Raw genomic sequence first — 15199 nt, forward strand, 5'->3', positions numbered from 1 at the left:
CCCTCGTCGGCGTCAGCCGGCGGTCGATTCGCGCCAGCGGACCACGTAGGCGACCGTCAGGCCGAAGATGACATGGCCGACGAGCGAGGCCCAGGTCAGCGGGATGAAGCCGAGGAAGGCCGGCAGGCCGGCGATCAGGTGCGCCATCACGTAGAGGGCGAAGATCCAGAGGCCGATGCCGAAGCCGATGCCGGTGAGCACCAGCGGCAGCGAGGGGAAGATCATCCGCTGAAGCGGCCGGGCGATGAAGAGATAGCCGATCGGATAGAACACGACGCCGACCACGAAGTGGATGAGTTCGGCGACGAAGCGGCTGGAGAGCCCGAACACCGACTGGACGAGGCCGGCCGGCTCCAGCGGACCGCCGACGAGCAGGGGCGTGACGCCGCGGGCCCAGACCTCCCAGGCGATGTCGGCGGCAAGGCCGGCGGCCAGGATGGTGATGACGAGCGACGAATTGAAGGCAGGCAGAAGCGGGCGCGAAGGCGCCATGGGCATGGTGTTCATGGTGGTTCCCCGATTTTTTGGCTTAGGTCGTCAGGCGTGCCGGGCGGTTTCCATGGCCCGGCGGTCGATCGCGGCGATCAGATGGTCCTCGGCCTTCAGCTTCCGTCTCGCCGCGCGGATGCGGAGCCGGGCCGTGTCGTCCCCGCACCGGCAGGCGACTTCCGCCAGGGCCAGCACGAAGAGATCCCGTTGGGCGTTGCTGCCGCCGAGGCGGGGCAGCGCCAGGGCCAGACGGTCGAGCGACACCCGGTCGCCCCACGCGTCCATGCCGAGAATGATGCGGGCGAAGGGCACGCCCACCTCGCGGGCGACCGTCGCCTGGTCGCCGGTGCCGGCGGCCTTCGCCTCCAGCGCGGCCACCACGTCGGCGGCGGCGCGGTCCTCGCCGAGCGCCACGAGGGCGATCAGCGTGTGGAGCGCCGCGAAAACCAGGGTGGAGTCCGTGCGCCGCTTCAGCGCGATGTCGGCAAGGTCCTGCCAGCGCTCGCCCACGTCGACGCCGCGGCGGTCGAGCCGCCAGAGGAGCGAGACCGCGTTGGCAACGTCGCGGAAGTCGTCGGTCGGCGTCGGCCGCACCGCCTCGTCGTAGAGCGCGAGCACACCGTCGTGGTCGCCTTCCTCCAGGCGCAGAAGCGCCAGATGCCAGGCCATGTGGAAGGAGAAGTTGTTGCAGCGGGTCCAGTTGGGCCGCCCCTCCTCCAGCCAGGCGATGCCGGCGGCGGTGTCGCCGCGCATCTCGTGCACGTGGCTGACGGCGTGAAGCCCCCAGGCGTCGTCCGGCTGCAGGGCGACGGCGCGCCGGCCGAAGCTCTCGGCCGCGTCGTAGAGGCCGTGCTCTTCAAGGCCGAAGGCGTGGCAGCCGAGGAGGAAGCCGGCCGCCGGGTCGTCCGGGCGCCAGGCGGTGAGCATGCGGTCGCTCGCCGCCAGCATGCCGGCGGCGTCGCCCAGCATGAAGCGGAGCGCGTTGGCGATCTTGAACGGCAGGAAGGTGGCGGGCCGGTCGGCGAAGCCCTGGTCCAGGCGATCCGCCGCAGCGGCAAACCGCCCGGCTTCGGCGAGCGCCAGAGCCTCGACGAGCACGCGCTCGTCCGCGGTGCCGCCGTCCTTGGCGGCGAGCGCGCCGCGGGCGTCCTTGAGGGCGGCGCCGGCCGCCGGCACCAGTTCCTCGCGGGCGAGGATGAGATTGGCGAAACCCTTCAGCACGTGGGCGGGCACGTGGTTCGGGTCCGCCGCCAACGTGCGCCCGACCGCCGCTCCGGTGGACGGCCGGTGCGCGCCGAGACCGTGCACCGCCTCTTCGAACGCGGCAGTGGCCGCGCCGGCGGCGCTGCTGGTCTGGAGAGCATAGCTGTCGGTGATCATCTGCGGCGGTCCTTCCCAAGCGGTTGCGGATCCTCGTCCGTCAATCCCAGCGCGGCCGCCACGGTCGCCGGCACCTCGGCCCGAAAGCTCGTGGCGACGAGGTGGCGCGTCGTCCTCAGCCCCTGCACGTAGGTGCGGCACTCCCGGCAGATCGTCAGGTGGCCGGCGACGGCGAGGCGGCCGGATATCGGCATCTCCCCGTCGATGTAGGCGCTGGCGACCTCGGGAATGTCTCGGCACTTCGGCACGGGAGCGGTGTCCTTCACCAGGATCGGATCAGGATCGATCCACCCGTAAGTCTCTGGCGAAGGCCCATCCGTTACGAAGCCGGCGATCACGCTTCTGCGAGCCGGCCGTCATCCGCCGCGGGCGAGATCCTCGATGGCGGAGCGCACGCGGGCGCGGGCCCGGTGCAGCAGGATGCGCTGGTTCTCGGCGGTGAGGCCGAGGAGGTCGCAGGTCTCGCCGGCGTCGCGGCCCTCCACGTCGCGCATGATCATGACGCTGCGCTGGGCCGGCGGGAGGGTTTCGATAACCGCGCCCACGTGGCGCCAGAGCTCGCGCCCGGCGACGATGCGCTCCGGGTCGAGCCCGTCGAAGGAGACCGGCGGCTGCACCCAGTGGCCGTCGGCGGCGAACCGGTCGGCGGAGACGGCCGGTCCGAACTCCTCCTCGGCGTCGACGCTGTCGGCGAACGGCACGTAGCGACCTTCGCGGCGGGCGTGGGTGCGGGCCTTGTTGAGGAGGATGGCGATGATCCAGGTGGAGAGCGCCGAGCGGCCGTCGAAGGCCGCGATGCTGTTGACCACGGCGATCCAGGTCTCCTGCGCCACATCCTCGGCCGTCGCCCGGCTGCCGACGATGGTCTGGGCGAGACCGACGAGCGCCGCATGGTGGCGCGACACGAGCCGGCGGAGGCTTTCCTTGTCCCCCCGCTTCAGCGCCTCCAGCATGGCGCCGTCCGCGTGGATGCGGACGGCGAAGCCGGCGGCGGCAATCCAGAACACAATCGTCATCGGCGAGCCCCCTCGCACCCAACCACACGGACGTCGGCGCCGGGCCGGGACCGCTTCTCGGATTCGTGCCGTCATCGTTGCGAAGAAGTGTGACACGTTTCAGGACGCCGCCGCGTCACAAGGCTGCGACGCCGGCCGGGCGTCCCGGTGCCGTCGCCGTCATCGGCGCGTGTGCGACGGGTGTGGCCGGAACGGGCGTGCGGATCCGGCGTTCGCCGTCGAGACCCGCCTCTCGCCGACAAGGATCCCCGCCCTGATGTCCGACGTGCCCCTCCGCCTCGGTTTTCCCGTCAAGGTCATGGCGCGGCCGGATCTGAAGTCCAACGACAGCCGGCGGGCGGCCAACGACCCGCATCTCAGGACCTCGCTGGAGCACGTGAACGCGATCCTCGACCACCTCGCCCGGCACCGCATCTCCATGTACCGGATGTCGTCGGACCTGGCGCCCTACGCCACCCATCCGGACATGCCGCGCTTTCACGGCATGGTGCGGGAGAGCGCCGCGGAGCTCTCCGCGGTCGGCCGCAAGGCGCGCGACCTCGGCATCCGGCTCTCCTTCCATCCGTCGCAGTATGTGGTGCTGAACAGCCCGGACCCGGACCTTGTCGCCAAGAGCGCCTGGGACCTCCTCTCCCAGGCGGAGATGCTGGACCTGATGGAGCAGCCGCCGGAGGCCGTGCTGGTGATCCACGTGGGCGGCACCTACGGCGACCGGCAGGCCGCCAACGTACGCTGGGTGGAGACCTTCAAGGGCCTGCCGGAGCCGGTGCGCCGGCGTCTGGTGCTGGAGCACGACGACCTGCGCTTCAGCGCGTCCGACACCTTGTGGATCCACCAGCATACGGGCGTGCGGCTGATCTTCGACCACCAGCACTTCCTCTGCCTGAACCCGGACGGCCTCGACATGCGCGAGACGCTGGCGGCCATGCTGGCGACCTGGCCGGCGGACGTGCGGCCGAAGGTGCACTTCTCCTCGCCACGGACGGAGCTGCGCGCGTTGAAGCGCAAGGATCCCAAGACCCGCAAGGTGACGACGCGGCTGGTGGCGCCGGTCTGGACCGGGCACGCGGACTTCTGCCAGCCGTTCGAGTTCATCGCCTTCATGCGCCGCGCCGAAGGGCTGACGTTCGACGTGATGCTGGAGGCCAAGGCTAAGGACCTCGCCCTGATCCGCCTGCGCCCGGATCTCCTGCGCTATGCGCCCGACGTCGCCGCCCGCTTCGGTCTGGTGCCTGCGGAGGCGGAAGTGCTCGCGGCCGAAGAGGCGAGCGTGCTCGGCAACGGCGAGGACGACGAGGCGGCGGCCTGACGGAACGGCGGCGGGGCGGCGCCGTTCTGGGTATTCTGACGACGGAAGGACGATCCGATGACCAAGACCTTCAAGCCCGGCGACAAGGTGGAGTGGGACTCCTCCGGCGGCCACAGCGTCGGCACGGTGGTGAAGAAGCAGACCACGCCGACGAAGATCAAGTCGCACACGGTGGCGGCCTCGAAGGACAATCCGGAGTATATCGTGAAGAGTGACAAATCCGGAAAGAAGGCGGCCCACAAGCCGGAGGCGCTGAAGCGCCACTGAAGGATTCGGCGTTTGCGATCTTCACGCACGCGTTGAGGACGACCATGCCGCCGCCGCTGCCGGCGACCCGGACGGCCTCTTGGTCGAACCGGCGCCGCCAGGGCTCTCAGCCATCTTCTGAAAAGAGAGTGCCGGACGGCGCCCGGGGGCGTCGTCCGGCCGATCGATCAGGCGGCGTCGAGCGCCTGGGCGAGGTCGGCGACGATGTCGTCCGGGTGCTCGATGCCGATCGACAGGCGCACGTAGCCCGGCGTCACGCCGGAGGCCGCCTGCTCGGTCTCGGTCAGCTGCGAGTGGGTGGTGGAGGCCGGGTGGATGGCGAGCGAGCGCGCGTCACCGATGTTCGCCACGTGATAGAACATCTTGAGCGCGTTGATGAACCGCCGCCCGGCGTCCTTGCCGCCGGCAAGCTCGAAGCCGAGCAGCGCGCCGTAGCCGCCCTTCAGGAGCGCGTCCGCCCGCCGCCGCCGCTCGCCGTCCTGCAGGCTCGGGTGGATGACCGCCGTCACCTTCGGATGGGTGGAGAGGAAGGCGGCGACCGCCTCCGCGTTGCTGTTGTGCTGGCGGATGCGCAGCGGCAGCGTCTCCAGGCCCTGGATGATCTGGAAGGCGTTGAACGGGGAGATCGCCGCGCCGAGATCGCGCAGGAGCCGGACGCGCGCCCGGAGAATGTAGGCGATCGGCCCGAGCGGCTTGGCGGCCTCGGTCCAGACGGCGCCGTGGTAGCTGCTGTCGGGCTGGTTGAGGAGCGGGAAGCGGTCCGGATGCTGGTCCCAGGGGAAGGTGCCGCCGTCCACGATGATGCCGCCGATGGAGGTGCCGTGGCCGCCGATGTACTTGGTGGTGGAGTGCATCACGATGGCCGCGCCGTGGTCGAGCGGGCGGGCGATGATCGGGGCGGCGGTGTTGTCCATGATCAGCGGCACGCCGAGTTCGCGGCCGATCTTCGCCACCTCGGCGACCGGGAAGACGTTGAGCTTCGGGTTGGGCAGCGTCTCGGCGTAGTAGGCGCGGGTGCGCGCGTCGGTGGCGCGGCGGAAGTTCTCCGGGTCGGATGGGTCGACGAAGCGCGCCTCGATGCCGAACTGGCGGAAGGTGGCGGCGAACAGCGTCCAGGTGCCGCCGTAGAGGTCGGTGGAGCAGACGAAATTGTCGCCCGTCTCGGCGACGTTCAGGATGGCGAACGTGGACGCCGCCTGGCCCGACGCGAGGGCAAGCGCCGCGACGCCCCCTTCGAGCGCAGCGATGCGCTGCTCCAGCACGTCGACCGTCGGGTTCATGATGCGGGTGTAGATATTGCCGAGCTCCTGCAGGGCGAACAGCCGGGCCGCGTGGTCGGCGTCCTGGAACTGGTAGGACGTGGTCTGGTAGATCGGCACCGCGACGGCGCCCGTGGTGGGATCGGCGCGGTAGGTGCCCCCGTGAAGGGCGAGCGTTTCCGGGTGGGACGTGGTGCTTTCGGCCATTGGTCGGGCTCTCGTACTCGGGCGTCGCGACGCGGTCGGCCCGAAGGGCAAAGCCGCGGGGCATGGACGCCGGTGGCGCATCCGGCCGGACGGCCGGACGCAGGCCGCGCAGTCTGCTGAGACCGGCCCGGTTCGAACAGATCGAATCTTCCATTTGTGCCAGTGCCAGCGAGATTTCATTCCAGGGCCGGACAGCAGGGTCTTCGCACCGGGGCTTCGCTCCCCCTTGGCGACGTCAAGCTATGCAGGATACATGTCAGGCTTATCAATTGTGCGGCGGCGTAGTTAGATTATCGCGTAGAACTTCCACGTTAACGCCTTTGCCCGCCTCGATTAAGACGTCATTAAGCAACCCCTGACAGGCTCACCATCAGGTCTCTTCACCGTTTCAGTATCCGGCAAGGGTCGGACCGGCGATCGGACCGCCTCCGAAGGACCGATGAGCGAGGGCGTCGTGCATGCGTGATCACCGGCTCGACATCGTGAGGGGCGTTGCGATCGTCATCATCACGCTCAACCACATCACCGGTCTGTTCACGCTGCTGGCGGACCTCGACGTGGTCCTGCCGTCGCTCACCGACGTGGGCTATACGTCCGCGGCGGAGATCTTCGTGGCGCTGTCCGGCTACATGGTGGGCCTTGCCTACATCGGCCGGCCGGACATGGTGCGGAAGGTTCTCTCCCGCGCCGGAAAGCTCTACATCGTCAATCTCCTGCTGTTCGCCGCATCGGCCGCGATCGTCTATTCCAGCACCCGCGAGCTGCAGGAGGTCACGCGCTTCCTCTACGTGTTCGAGACGGAGGCCTGGAAGGCGGCCGTCCGCGCCGTGGTGATGTTCGCGCCGCCGGCCTTTCTCGACGTGCTGCCGCTCTACACGCTGCTCCTTCTGGCGGTGCCCCTGATGGCGCTGCTCCTGGCGCGCTCCACGCGCCTGTTCGCGGCGGTCTCGGTCACCGTCTACGCCATCACGCAGGTCATCCTGCATCTGGACGGCGCGGTGTTCCCGTTCCACCGGTTCGACTGGTACTTCAACATCTTCGCCTGGCAGTTCCTGTTCTTCGGCTTCATGGCCCTCGGCCACCGGCGGCTCCACACCGCGGCGCTCGACTGGTTCGCGCAGGACCGCTGGCGGTCCTTGGGCGCGCTCGCCGTCTTCGCCCTGATGGGCGTCCTCTATCGCCTCAACGCCGGCGGCGACGTGGAGGTCATGCCGATGACCGACAAGACCGACCTGGAGCCGCTCCGCCTCCTCCACAACGCCCTGACGATCACCGCCATCCTGGCGCTGGTCGCCCTCATTCCGCGGCAGGCGGAAAACGCCGCGCTCCGCGCCCTGGTGATGGTCGGGCGGCAGTCGCTGAACGCCTATGCGGCAAGCGTCGTCCTCACCTATGCGGCGGCCGTGGTGTGGCTGGCGGCGGCGCCGCACACGGTCGGCTACACGGTCGGCTATCTCATGGCGTCCGCCACCGTGCTGGCGCTGGTGATCGCGGTTGCAATGCAGCGCTCCGGCACGTCGCTCGCCGTCCTCTGGGACGGTCCGCCCACGCCGGATCTGGTGCACCGGCCCGCCGAGGCGCGGCCGCTCCGACGCCACCTCGGCGCCCCTCTTCCCGTGCACGCCGCCAAGCGCCGGGACCGGGACGAGACGTCGCGCCACTTAGGTCCCGGCCGGGGCGCCTGAGCCCCCGGCCCGCGGCCGATCTCTCCCCGCGTTAACCACGTCCGACGAAGCACCGGTCTATCATGCGGCCGCGCTTGATCTCGCTTTCCGCTGAGCAGAAAATGATAACTATGATATGCTTCAAGGCTGCGGGTCCGCGCGCCCGAACCATCGCGCCCACGCCGCTCACGATCGACAGCTCTCTTTCGTCATGGAGCGAGAACGGCCATGGCGCCTGCGTCTGAGGCTCTCCGGGCTGTGGCCCTCTCCTGGCAGGCGAATTGGCGGCCGGCGCTGATGGTGCTCGTCCCGCTCATCGCGACGGCCGCGGTCTGGCTGCCGGACATCTTCTCTCTTTTCGGCATCGTTCCCTTCGTGGTGCTGGTGATCGGCCTCGCCTTCCTTCTCGGCCACTTCGCCGAGGAGCGCGGCCGTCTCCTGGAGGCGAAGGTGCTGCGCGCGTCCGGCGACTGGCACGGCGTGCTCCTCCTCCGCCACCGCGACGGCACGATCGAGCCGGAGACCAAGGCCCGCTACCATGCCTTCCTGTCGAGCCGGGGCTTCGTCATCCCGACGCCGCAGGTGGAGGCCGCCGGGCACCTGCAGGCGGACCGGGCCTATCTGGAGGCGATCGGCTGGCTGCAGCGGCGCATCGAGGACCCCCTGGTCTTCCCGGACGTAACGGCGCACCGGGAAGCCTATCGCTACCGGCTGCATCTCTATGCCCTGAAGTCGATCGGCTTCGGCGTCGCCGCATCGTGCGTGGCGATCAACGCGGCGCTCATGTACCGCTATTTCTTCGTCGAAGGCCTGGAGTTCTGGGCCGCGTTCGGCCTGGCCCTCGCCTGCTTCCTGGTCGCCTCCGGCTGGCGGTCGGCGGTGCGGCGGCGCATCGTGGAGCACGCCTCCCAGGCGCTGGCGCTGACGGTGCTGGCCCAGTGCGACGTCCTCGCCGGCTCGATCGCGGCACAGCCCAGCGAAGCGATCGACGAGGACTACTATCAGACCTACGGCAGCATGGTCGACGTCTGATCGGCGCCGGTGCCGGGCTTGACTGCCGCGGCGCCCGCTCCCGGTGCCCTGCCTAAAAAGCGGCGCATCGCCGGGGTTTTGCCGTTTTTCCAGTCTTTGGTCGGTGTTCGTCAACCCGTACGCGCGGCTGCGTGTGGCGCCGCGGCCGTCCTCGTGCGAGGGATCCGGTCGGCGTCGGCACAAAGCCCAGAAAATCCGAACCGGAGCAGAATGACGAACGCGAGGGGCAGACACGACCCCGATCAACCGCCTGTCATTCGTGCGCGGCTTCTGGCTTATGCGGCCGCGCTGGCCGTGTTCGTGCTGTCCGCCTACATGGCCGCATCCATCCGTGCCGCCGACGCGATCCAGCGCGAGACCGAGCTTGCCCGGGCGGCGAGCCGGATCGAGGGCCGCGTCCGCGACCACGTCAACCTCCTGCACGCGGTGGCGGGCCTGTTCCGGGTGGAGAACAACCTGGTCAGCCGCGAGATGCTGCTTCGCTATCTGGACGCGATCGACGTGGAGGGACGCATGCCCGGCATCCAGGGCATCGGCTTCGCCATGGCGATGAACCCTGCCGTCCCCGGACCCGCCAGCCGGGCGATCGCCGACGCCTACGGCGTGACCGTGGCGCCCTGGCCGCCGACCGATCTCGCCGTCCGCTTCCCGATCGTGCTCCTGGAGCCGTTCGACGACCGCAATCGGGCGGCCCTCGGCTTCGACATGTGGAGCGAGCCGGTTCGGCGCGAGGCCATGCGAACGGCCTGGATCGAGCGGGCCGCGCGCGCCTCCGCGCCGGTGGAACTGGTGCAGGAGATCGACGAGGAGAAGCAGGTCGGCTTCCTCATCTACATTCCGGTGTTCCAGGACCGGGCGCTCCGCGCGCACCCGGATCCGGAGATCCTCGGCTTCGTCTATGCGCCGTTCCGAGCCGGCGACCTCCTCACGCGCATCCTTTCCGCCGGCCCGCTCGGCGTGCGGGTGCGCGCGCGCGACGCCGGCGCGGGACCCGGCGGCGACCAGACTCTGCTCTTCTCCAACGTGGAGCCGGACGCGCTCGACACCGCCGTGTCGCGGATCATCAACGTCGCCGGCCGGACCTGGCTTCTGGACCTCACCGAGGAGCCCGGCGAGGGTCCGGGCACGTTCGACCCGCCGCTCATCGTGCTGGCGCTCGGAGGCGCGCTGTCCCTGGTGGTGCTCTGGTCCGCCCGGGCCCAGGCGCGGCAGGTGGCGGCCTCCGAGGCGCTCGCCCGGAAAGTGCGCGAGGCGGCGGACGAGAAGGACCTGATCCTCCAGGAGATGCGCCACCGGCTGAAGAACGCCATCACGCGCATCCACGGCATCGCCCGGCTGACGGCCCGCGGGGCGAGCGACGTGCGCGACTTCCTGGACGTGTTCGGCGGGCGCATGCAGGCGATGGCGGCGGCGCAGGATCTGCTCGGCCAGTCCCAGTGGCAGCGGACGACGCTGCACGACCTCGTTGAGAGCGAGCTCGCCCAGATCGGCGCGGTGGAGCCCGACCGCATCCTGGTGGACGGACCGCCGGTCGACCTCGACGAGAGCGCGGCCCAGGCGGTGGGGCTCGTCGTGCACGAACTTGCCACCAACTCCACCAAGCACGGCGCGCTGGCCGGCGACGGCCGGCTGGACGTCCGCTGGCGCGCGACCGCCGCCGGCGTGGAGATCCTCTGGACGGAGCACGGCACCGCGACCATCGCGACGGCCGCGCCGAGCGGCTTCGGCTCGCGGCTGATCGACACGCTGGTGAGGGCGCAACTCGGCGGCCGCTGGTCGCGCGTGGCGGACGGGCCGGTGCTGACCGTCACCATCGACTTCCCGCTGGCCCATGCCGGCGTGAGCCGGGAGCGGCCGTCCCCCGGCCAGGCGTCCGCATCCCTCAGCGCCGCGTCGCCACCTGCCCGGCCGCCGACAGCACCAGGATGATGATGAGGCCCTGCACGATGTCCTGAAGCCCGGGCGGCAGGCCGGCGATCTGCATGGTGGTGACGATGAGGATGAGGAACACCGCGCCCAGCAGCGTGCCGAAGGCCGTGGCGCTGCCGCCGGCGATGAGCGTCCCGCCGAGGACGACCGCGCCGACGGACTGCAGCAGGTAGCGCTCGCCGAGTTCCAGGAAGGCGCCGCCCGAATAGGCGGAGAGCAGCATGCCGCAGGCGGCCGACAGGATGGCGCTCCACAGAAAGGCGATGGTGATGGTGCGCCCGGTGCGGATGCCGGCGAGGCGCGCGGCGTCGAGGCTCTGGCCGACGGCGGCGAGGCGCCGGCCGTAGGCGGCCCGCGCGACCGTGTAGCCGGCGATCAGCGCGACGGCCCCGGTGATGAGCAGCACCACCGGGATGCCGGCGATCCTGCCCGTCGCCAGGTAAGCGAGCGTGTCGGCGGTGCCGGACGTCTTTACCTGCCGGTTCGCGAGGAGGGTTGCGGTGGCGAGGATGTAGCCGGTCGCGAGCGTCGCAATCATGGCCGGGATGCGGACCACGACGACCAGGAAGGCGTTCGCCGCGCCGGCCGCAAGGGCGGTGCCGAGCACGGCCGCGAGCGTCAGTGGCAACCGCGCCTCGTCGCCGCCGGAGACCGTGACGGTCACGTAGGCGGCGAGGGTGACCACGCTCGGGATGGAAAGGTCGATGTTGCCTCGCCCGGTGGTGACGACGAGCATCTGCCCGAGCGCCGGCAGGAGCAGGAAGGACGCCGACACTGCCACCCCGGCGAGGCTGTGCAGGCTGAACCGGTCGGTCATGCCGGCGAGCAGCGCCCAGAGGACGGCGATCCCGATCAGCGGCCAGATCCATCGCCGCTCGGCGGTGAAGCGGTTGACGCTAGCCAGCATGGCCGGACCGTCCCGCCGCGAGGCCGCGCAAGGTGAGGATGAGGATCAGGAGGCCGCCTTGGACGGCAGCGTTGAAGTCCGTGCTGATGCCGAGCGAGGCAAGGAAGGCGCCGATCAGCGACAGCGCCACGGCGCCCGCCACCACGCCCGCCGGCGCGATCACGCCGCCGATGAGCTGGCAGCCGCCGATGACGATGGCGGCGATGCTGAGAAGGGTGAAGGACGAACCCGCGTTGATGTCGCTGGACCCGTTGGTGGCCGTGAGGAACAGGCCGGCCGCGGTGGCGAAACCGCCGGCGATCAGGTAGCGCACCATGGCGTAGCGGCGCGGCTGCCAGCCGCCGCGCGCCAGGGCCTCCGGGTTGCTGCCGAAGGCCCTGAGCACGGTGCCGAGGGGCGCCCGGTCGATGGCCACCGCCACGGCGCCGGCAAGGAGGATCAGGACCAACGGCGTCGGCACGCCGGGCACGGAGACGGACGCGACGGCGGCAAGCCAGGGCGGTGCCGCGCCGCCCGGCGACGGCTGCAGGGTGAGGCCGAGCCCGGCCCAGATGAAGGAGGCGCCGAGGGTGACGACGATCGCCGGGATGGCGCGCGCCTGGATCAGCCAGCCCATCAGCGCGTAGCCGACGAGGCCGCCGGCGAGCCCTGCCCAACCGATCGCCGGCGAGACGACCAGGAGCGTGGCGCTCACCACGTTGACGAGGCCCGCGAATGCCCCGGCGCCGAGGTCGATCTCGCTGCCGCCGACCACGAACATCTGGGCGAGCGCGATCAGCACGAGGGCGACCGCGGGGGTCAGCAGGAGGTCGATGCCGAAGCTGGAGGCGACCAGCGGATTGATCGACGCCATCACGGCGAAGATGCCGGCGAGCGCCACGAAGGGCACGGTCTGGAACAGGAAGGCGATGGGCCGCGGTCCGGGCCGGTTCCGCGCGTCGCCGGCGACGGCCTCCGCCGGCGTGAAGGAGGCGGCGATGAGCGCCTCCTCGGTGATCTCCGCGCCGACGAGTTCGCGGACGATGCGGCCGTGGGCGAACACCAGCACCCGGTCGCATTCGAGGAATTCGGCATCCTCGGTGGAGTGCCAGACGACGAGCCGCGCGGCGGCGGCGGTCTCCGCCGCGACCACGTAGAAGTCGCGCTTGGCGCCGATGTCGACGCCGCGGGTCGGGTCGTCGAGGAGCACGATGTCGGCGTCGTCGACGAGGGCGCGGGCGAGCAGCGCCTTCTGCTGGTTGCCGCCCGACAGGTCGAGGATGCCGTTGTCGAGGCGGCCGGCGTCGAGGCCGAGCCGGTCCGTCCACGGCCGCACCCGGGCCTTCAGCTCCGGGCGCGAGACCGGCTTCAGCGCCGGCCAATGGGCCACCCGGCCGATGGCCGCGTTGTCGAGGACGCTCCAGAGCGCGAACACGCCCTCCCGCCGCCGGTCGCCGGAGACGAAGCTGGCATCGCCAAAGCGCTTTACCGGGCCGTTCTTGTCCGGCTCGAAGATGGCGTGGAGGAGCGGACGCTGGCCCGACCCTTCCAGCCCCGCGAGGCCCACGATCTCGCCGGCCCGCAGATCCACCGGCCGGCCGAGCGGCGCGGTGACGTCTCCGTCGATCCGCACCCGCACCGTGGCCCCGGCAAGGGCCGGCGCGCGTGTCCGGCGCGCGGCCGCGGCGGCGCCCGGATCACCCATGGCCTCCACGAGGCGCGCCACCGACGCGTCGGCGGCCCGGTCGTCGCGGACGAGACGGCCGTTGCGCATCACCAGGATGCGGTCCGCCACGTCGACGATCTCGCCGAGCTTGTGGCTGATGAAGACGACCGCGAGGCCATCCGCGGCCCGCCGGCGCACATAGGCCTGGAGCTGACGGCTGCGTTCCGCGTCGAGCGAGGAGGTGGGCTCGTCCAAGATGAGGAGCTTCAGGGCCGGGTCGCTGGCGGCGCGGACGATCTCCACCATCTGCCGCTGGCCGAGGCTGAGGCCGGCGACCTGACGGCCCGGATCGATGCCAGCGTCAGGGAAGACGGCGGCGAGCCCCTCGGCGGCGAGCCGGCGGTAGATCGTCCGCCAGCCGGGTCGGGTCCGGGTGAGGCCCGGCTGCTCGATGAAGAAGTTCTCCGCCACGCTGAGGTTCTGGCAGAGCGACAGCTCCTGCCAGACGATGCGGATGCCGGCCGCATGGGCGGCGCGGGGCGTGTAGGCGGAGAAGTCCACCGGGCGGCCCTCGATGGCGAGCGTGCCGGTGTCCGGTTCCGTCGCGCCGCAGAGGATGCGCATCAGCGTGCTCTTGCCGGCGCCGTTGGCGCCGACGAGGCCAATCACCTCGCCGGGGCGGATGGCGACCGACACGTCGGCGTTCGCCCTTGTGCTGCCGTAGGTCTTGCCGATGCCCGAGAGGGCAACAAGGGCCGGTGCATCGGACAAGGCCGGCGCGGCGCGCGGCGAAGAGACGGGCGCCGACTGGGGCGGCGTGGTCAGTTGCATGCGACGGAGGTCCTGCGGTCGTGGGTCGACCGCCGCGAGAGGCGGCGGTCGGGGTCCAGGGATCGGGGTGACCGGCGGTCACGCTCGGCGCGTGCCGTTCGGACCGGTCCGACCATCACGGGCGGACGGCCTGATCGGCCGGCGCCCGTGCGGGCTCGGTGTCAGTTCCCGGCTGCGGTCAGCAGGTTCTCCTGCACCCACTCCTGGCTGTAGGAGGGGCTGATGATGAAGCCGGGCTGCAAGTCCTTGGCGGACTCGGCCAGGTTGGCCGGATCCACCACGGCCACCGGCATGGTCATGGTGTTCGGCGGCGTGGCGCCCTTGACGATCTCGTAGGCGAGCCAGAAGGCGGCGCCGCCGATGCCCGGCGTGGTGTTCATCGAGGTGGTCTTGTAGCCGCTCTTCTCGGCCTCGCCCGCCCACCAGAGCACGAAATCGGAGCTGCCGCCGCCCTCGATGACCGGCAGCTTGTCCGCGTAGGGCCCGCCGTACTGAACGAAGGCCTGGGCGATGCCGTAGTCGTCGCTGCCGCCCTGCCCGAGCACGGCGTCGACCGTGTCGAGGCTCGGCAGCACGTTGGCGATGGCCGACTGGGCGACCGAGGCCGTCGCCTGGCCGTAGACGGTGGCGACCACCTTCACGTCCGGATGGGCCTCAAGGACCGCCATCTGGGCGTCGTACATCAGGTTGTCCGGCCCGGAGCCCTTCACGCCCCGCACCACGATCACGTTACCCTTGTTGCCGATCAGGTCGAGGGTCGCCTCGGCCTGCTGTGTCTTGTAGGCGGTGAAGTCGAAGCTGAGCTTGTAGGCGCAGTCGGCGGTGAGCAGGCTGTCGAAGGCGATCACCTTGATGCCGGCCGCGCAGGCCTTCTCGGCAAGGCCGTTGAGCGCGGTCTCGGAGGCGGCGTTGATGGCGATGGCGTCGACGCCGCGCAGGATGAGTTCGGCAAGCTGGCTGTTCTGCTGGTTGACGCTGCCGTCGCCGTTGAGAACCACATAGTCGGCGATCTTGCCGTCCTTCTTGGCGGCCTCGGCGGCCTCCTCGAAAGCCTCCACCATCTGCCGGCGCCAGGTGTTGCCGTAGAAGGAGTTGGAGAGGGCAATCACCGGCTGGTCGGGTGAGGCTTCGACCGCCGTGGGGCCGCTGGCGGCAAGCGCGGCCAGGATGGCGAGAGCGGACAGTCCTTGCTTGGTCATGGTGTTTCCTCCCGAAAGGAAAGGCCGGCGGTCTTCGCCGCGCTTGGGCCTGGTTGGTTCAGAAC

The 15199-nt window shown here is 70.6% G+C and carries 13 protein-coding genes; 5 read left to right on the forward strand and 8 right to left on the reverse strand.

The window, feature by feature from the left end; genetic code table 11:
* Nucleotides 1-12: 12 nt before the first annotated feature.
* The 4 genes from BUQ68_RS02615 to BUQ68_RS02630 all read right to left on the reverse strand — a co-directional run bounded on the left by BUQ68_RS02615 (nt 13) and on the right by BUQ68_RS02630 (nt 2885).
* Complete coding sequence (locus BUQ68_RS02615) at nt 13-498, reverse strand: hypothetical protein (protein ID WP_095407272.1); 486 nt, start codon at nt 496-498, stop codon at nt 13-15.
* 39 nt (nt 499-537) lie between these two features.
* The gene (locus BUQ68_RS02620; protein WP_075214397.1) at nt 538-1869 is read right to left on the reverse strand and encodes a tetratricopeptide repeat protein; all 1332 of its coding nucleotides are present in this window, start codon (nt 1867-1869) and stop codon (nt 538-540) included.
* Nucleotides 1866-2117 carry an anti-sigma factor family protein gene (locus BUQ68_RS02625; protein ID WP_139315127.1) on the reverse strand — a complete coding sequence of 84 codons (252 nt, stop codon included), beginning with the start codon at nt 2115-2117 and terminating at the stop codon, nt 1866-1868. Before BUQ68_RS02625 ends, BUQ68_RS02620 begins: the two co-directional genes overlap by 4 nt.
* Nucleotides 2118-2225: 108 nt before the next feature.
* On the reverse strand, nt 2226-2885 hold the full coding sequence (locus BUQ68_RS02630; protein ID WP_175577715.1) for an RNA polymerase sigma factor: 660 nt from the start codon (nt 2883-2885) through the stop codon (nt 2226-2228).
* Nucleotides 2886-3141: 256 nt separating this feature from the next.
* Here BUQ68_RS02630 and uvsE point away from each other — a divergent pair, with 256 nt between their 5' ends.
* Both uvsE and BUQ68_RS02640 read left to right on the forward strand, forming a co-directional pair.
* A complete protein-coding gene (gene uvsE / locus BUQ68_RS02635; RefSeq protein ID WP_075214399.1) occupies nt 3142-4194 on the forward strand; it encodes a UV DNA damage repair endonuclease UvsE in 1053 nt (350 codons plus the stop codon).
* Between the two features lie 57 nt (nt 4195-4251).
* Nucleotides 4252-4461, forward strand: a complete 210-nt coding sequence (locus tag BUQ68_RS02640) for a hypervirulence associated TUDOR domain-containing protein (protein ID WP_075214400.1) — start codon at nt 4252-4254, stop codon at nt 4459-4461.
* 167 nt (nt 4462-4628) lie between these two features.
* Here the strand turns inward: BUQ68_RS02640 and BUQ68_RS02645 are convergent, their stop codons facing one another.
* Nucleotides 4629-5927 carry an O-acetylhomoserine aminocarboxypropyltransferase/cysteine synthase family protein gene (locus BUQ68_RS02645; protein ID WP_075214401.1) on the reverse strand — a complete coding sequence of 433 codons (1299 nt, stop codon included), beginning with the start codon at nt 5925-5927 and terminating at the stop codon, nt 4629-4631.
* Nucleotides 5928-6385: 458 nt separating this feature from the next.
* Here BUQ68_RS02645 and opgC point away from each other — a divergent pair, with 458 nt between their 5' ends.
* The 3 genes from opgC (at nt 6386) to BUQ68_RS02660 (ending at nt 10552) form a co-directional block, all read left to right on the forward strand.
* Nucleotides 6386-7612, forward strand: coding sequence for an OpgC domain-containing protein (gene opgC, locus BUQ68_RS02650; RefSeq protein ID WP_075214402.1), 1227 nt, complete (start codon nt 6386-6388; stop codon nt 7610-7612).
* A gap of 207 nt (nt 7613-7819) precedes the next feature.
* On the forward strand, nt 7820-8623 hold the full coding sequence (locus tag BUQ68_RS02655) for a hypothetical protein (RefSeq protein WP_139315128.1): 804 nt from the start codon (nt 7820-7822) through the stop codon (nt 8621-8623).
* 294 nt (nt 8624-8917) lie between these two features.
* Nucleotides 8918-10552, forward strand: a complete 1635-nt coding sequence (locus BUQ68_RS02660; protein ID WP_175577716.1) for a CHASE domain-containing protein — start codon at nt 8918-8920, stop codon at nt 10550-10552.
* On the opposite strand, the gene BUQ68_RS02665 is transcribed toward BUQ68_RS02660, so the two are convergent.
* The 3 genes from BUQ68_RS02665 to BUQ68_RS02675 form a co-directional block, all read right to left on the reverse strand.
* Nucleotides 10506-11459 carry an ABC transporter permease gene (locus BUQ68_RS02665; RefSeq protein ID WP_075214405.1) on the reverse strand — a complete coding sequence of 318 codons (954 nt, stop codon included), beginning with the start codon at nt 11457-11459 and terminating at the stop codon, nt 10506-10508. The two genes, BUQ68_RS02660 and BUQ68_RS02665, sit on opposite strands and share 47 nt — an antisense overlap.
* Nucleotides 11449-13935 carry an ATP-binding cassette domain-containing protein gene (locus BUQ68_RS02670; protein WP_075214406.1) on the reverse strand — a complete coding sequence of 829 codons (2487 nt, stop codon included), beginning with the start codon at nt 13933-13935 and terminating at the stop codon, nt 11449-11451. Before BUQ68_RS02670 ends, BUQ68_RS02665 begins: the two co-directional genes overlap by 11 nt.
* 161 nt (nt 13936-14096) lie before the next feature.
* Nucleotides 14097-15134 (reverse strand): ABC transporter substrate-binding protein, encoded by a 1038-nt coding sequence (locus BUQ68_RS02675; RefSeq protein WP_075214407.1) that lies wholly within the window; start codon nt 15132-15134, stop codon nt 14097-14099.
* Between the last annotated feature and the right edge of the window lie 65 nt (nt 15135-15199).

This window comes from Mongoliimonas terrestris, from assembly GCF_001927285.1.
Lineage (GTDB): Bacteria > Pseudomonadota > Alphaproteobacteria > Rhizobiales > Pleomorphomonadaceae > Chthonobacter > Chthonobacter terrestris.

Excerpts from the sequence above, each read along its gene's own strand:
- BUQ68_RS02615 (WP_095407272.1), bottom strand. The coding sequence starts at position 498 with ATGCCCATGGCGCCTTCGCGCCCGCTTCTGCCTGCCTTCAATTCGTCG.
- BUQ68_RS02645 (WP_075214401.1), bottom strand. The coding sequence starts at position 5,927 with ATGGCCGAAAGCACCACGTCCCACCCGGAAACGCTCGCCCTTCACGGG.
- uvsE (WP_075214399.1), top strand. The coding sequence starts at position 3,142 with ATGTCCGACGTGCCCCTCCGCCTCGGTTTTCCCGTCAAGGTCATGGCG.
- BUQ68_RS02655 (WP_139315128.1), top strand. The coding sequence starts at position 7,820 with ATGGCGCCTGCGTCTGAGGCTCTCCGGGCTGTGGCCCTCTCCTGGCAG.
- BUQ68_RS02620 (WP_075214397.1), bottom strand. The coding sequence starts at position 1,869 with ATGATCACCGACAGCTATGCTCTCCAGACCAGCAGCGCCGCCGGCGCG.
- BUQ68_RS02670 (WP_075214406.1), bottom strand. The coding sequence starts at position 13,935 with ATGCAACTGACCACGCCGCCCCAGTCGGCGCCCGTCTCTTCGCCGCGC.
- BUQ68_RS02675 (WP_075214407.1), bottom strand. The coding sequence starts at position 15,134 with ATGACCAAGCAAGGACTGTCCGCTCTCGCCATCCTGGCCGCGCTTGCC.
- opgC (WP_075214402.1), top strand. The coding sequence starts at position 6,386 with ATGCGTGATCACCGGCTCGACATCGTGAGGGGCGTTGCGATCGTCATC.
- BUQ68_RS02630 (WP_175577715.1), bottom strand. The coding sequence starts at position 2,885 with ATGACGATTGTGTTCTGGATTGCCGCCGCCGGCTTCGCCGTCCGCATC.
- BUQ68_RS02640 (WP_075214400.1), top strand. The coding sequence starts at position 4,252 with ATGACCAAGACCTTCAAGCCCGGCGACAAGGTGGAGTGGGACTCCTCC.
- BUQ68_RS02665 (WP_075214405.1), bottom strand. The coding sequence starts at position 11,459 with ATGCTGGCTAGCGTCAACCGCTTCACCGCCGAGCGGCGATGGATCTGG.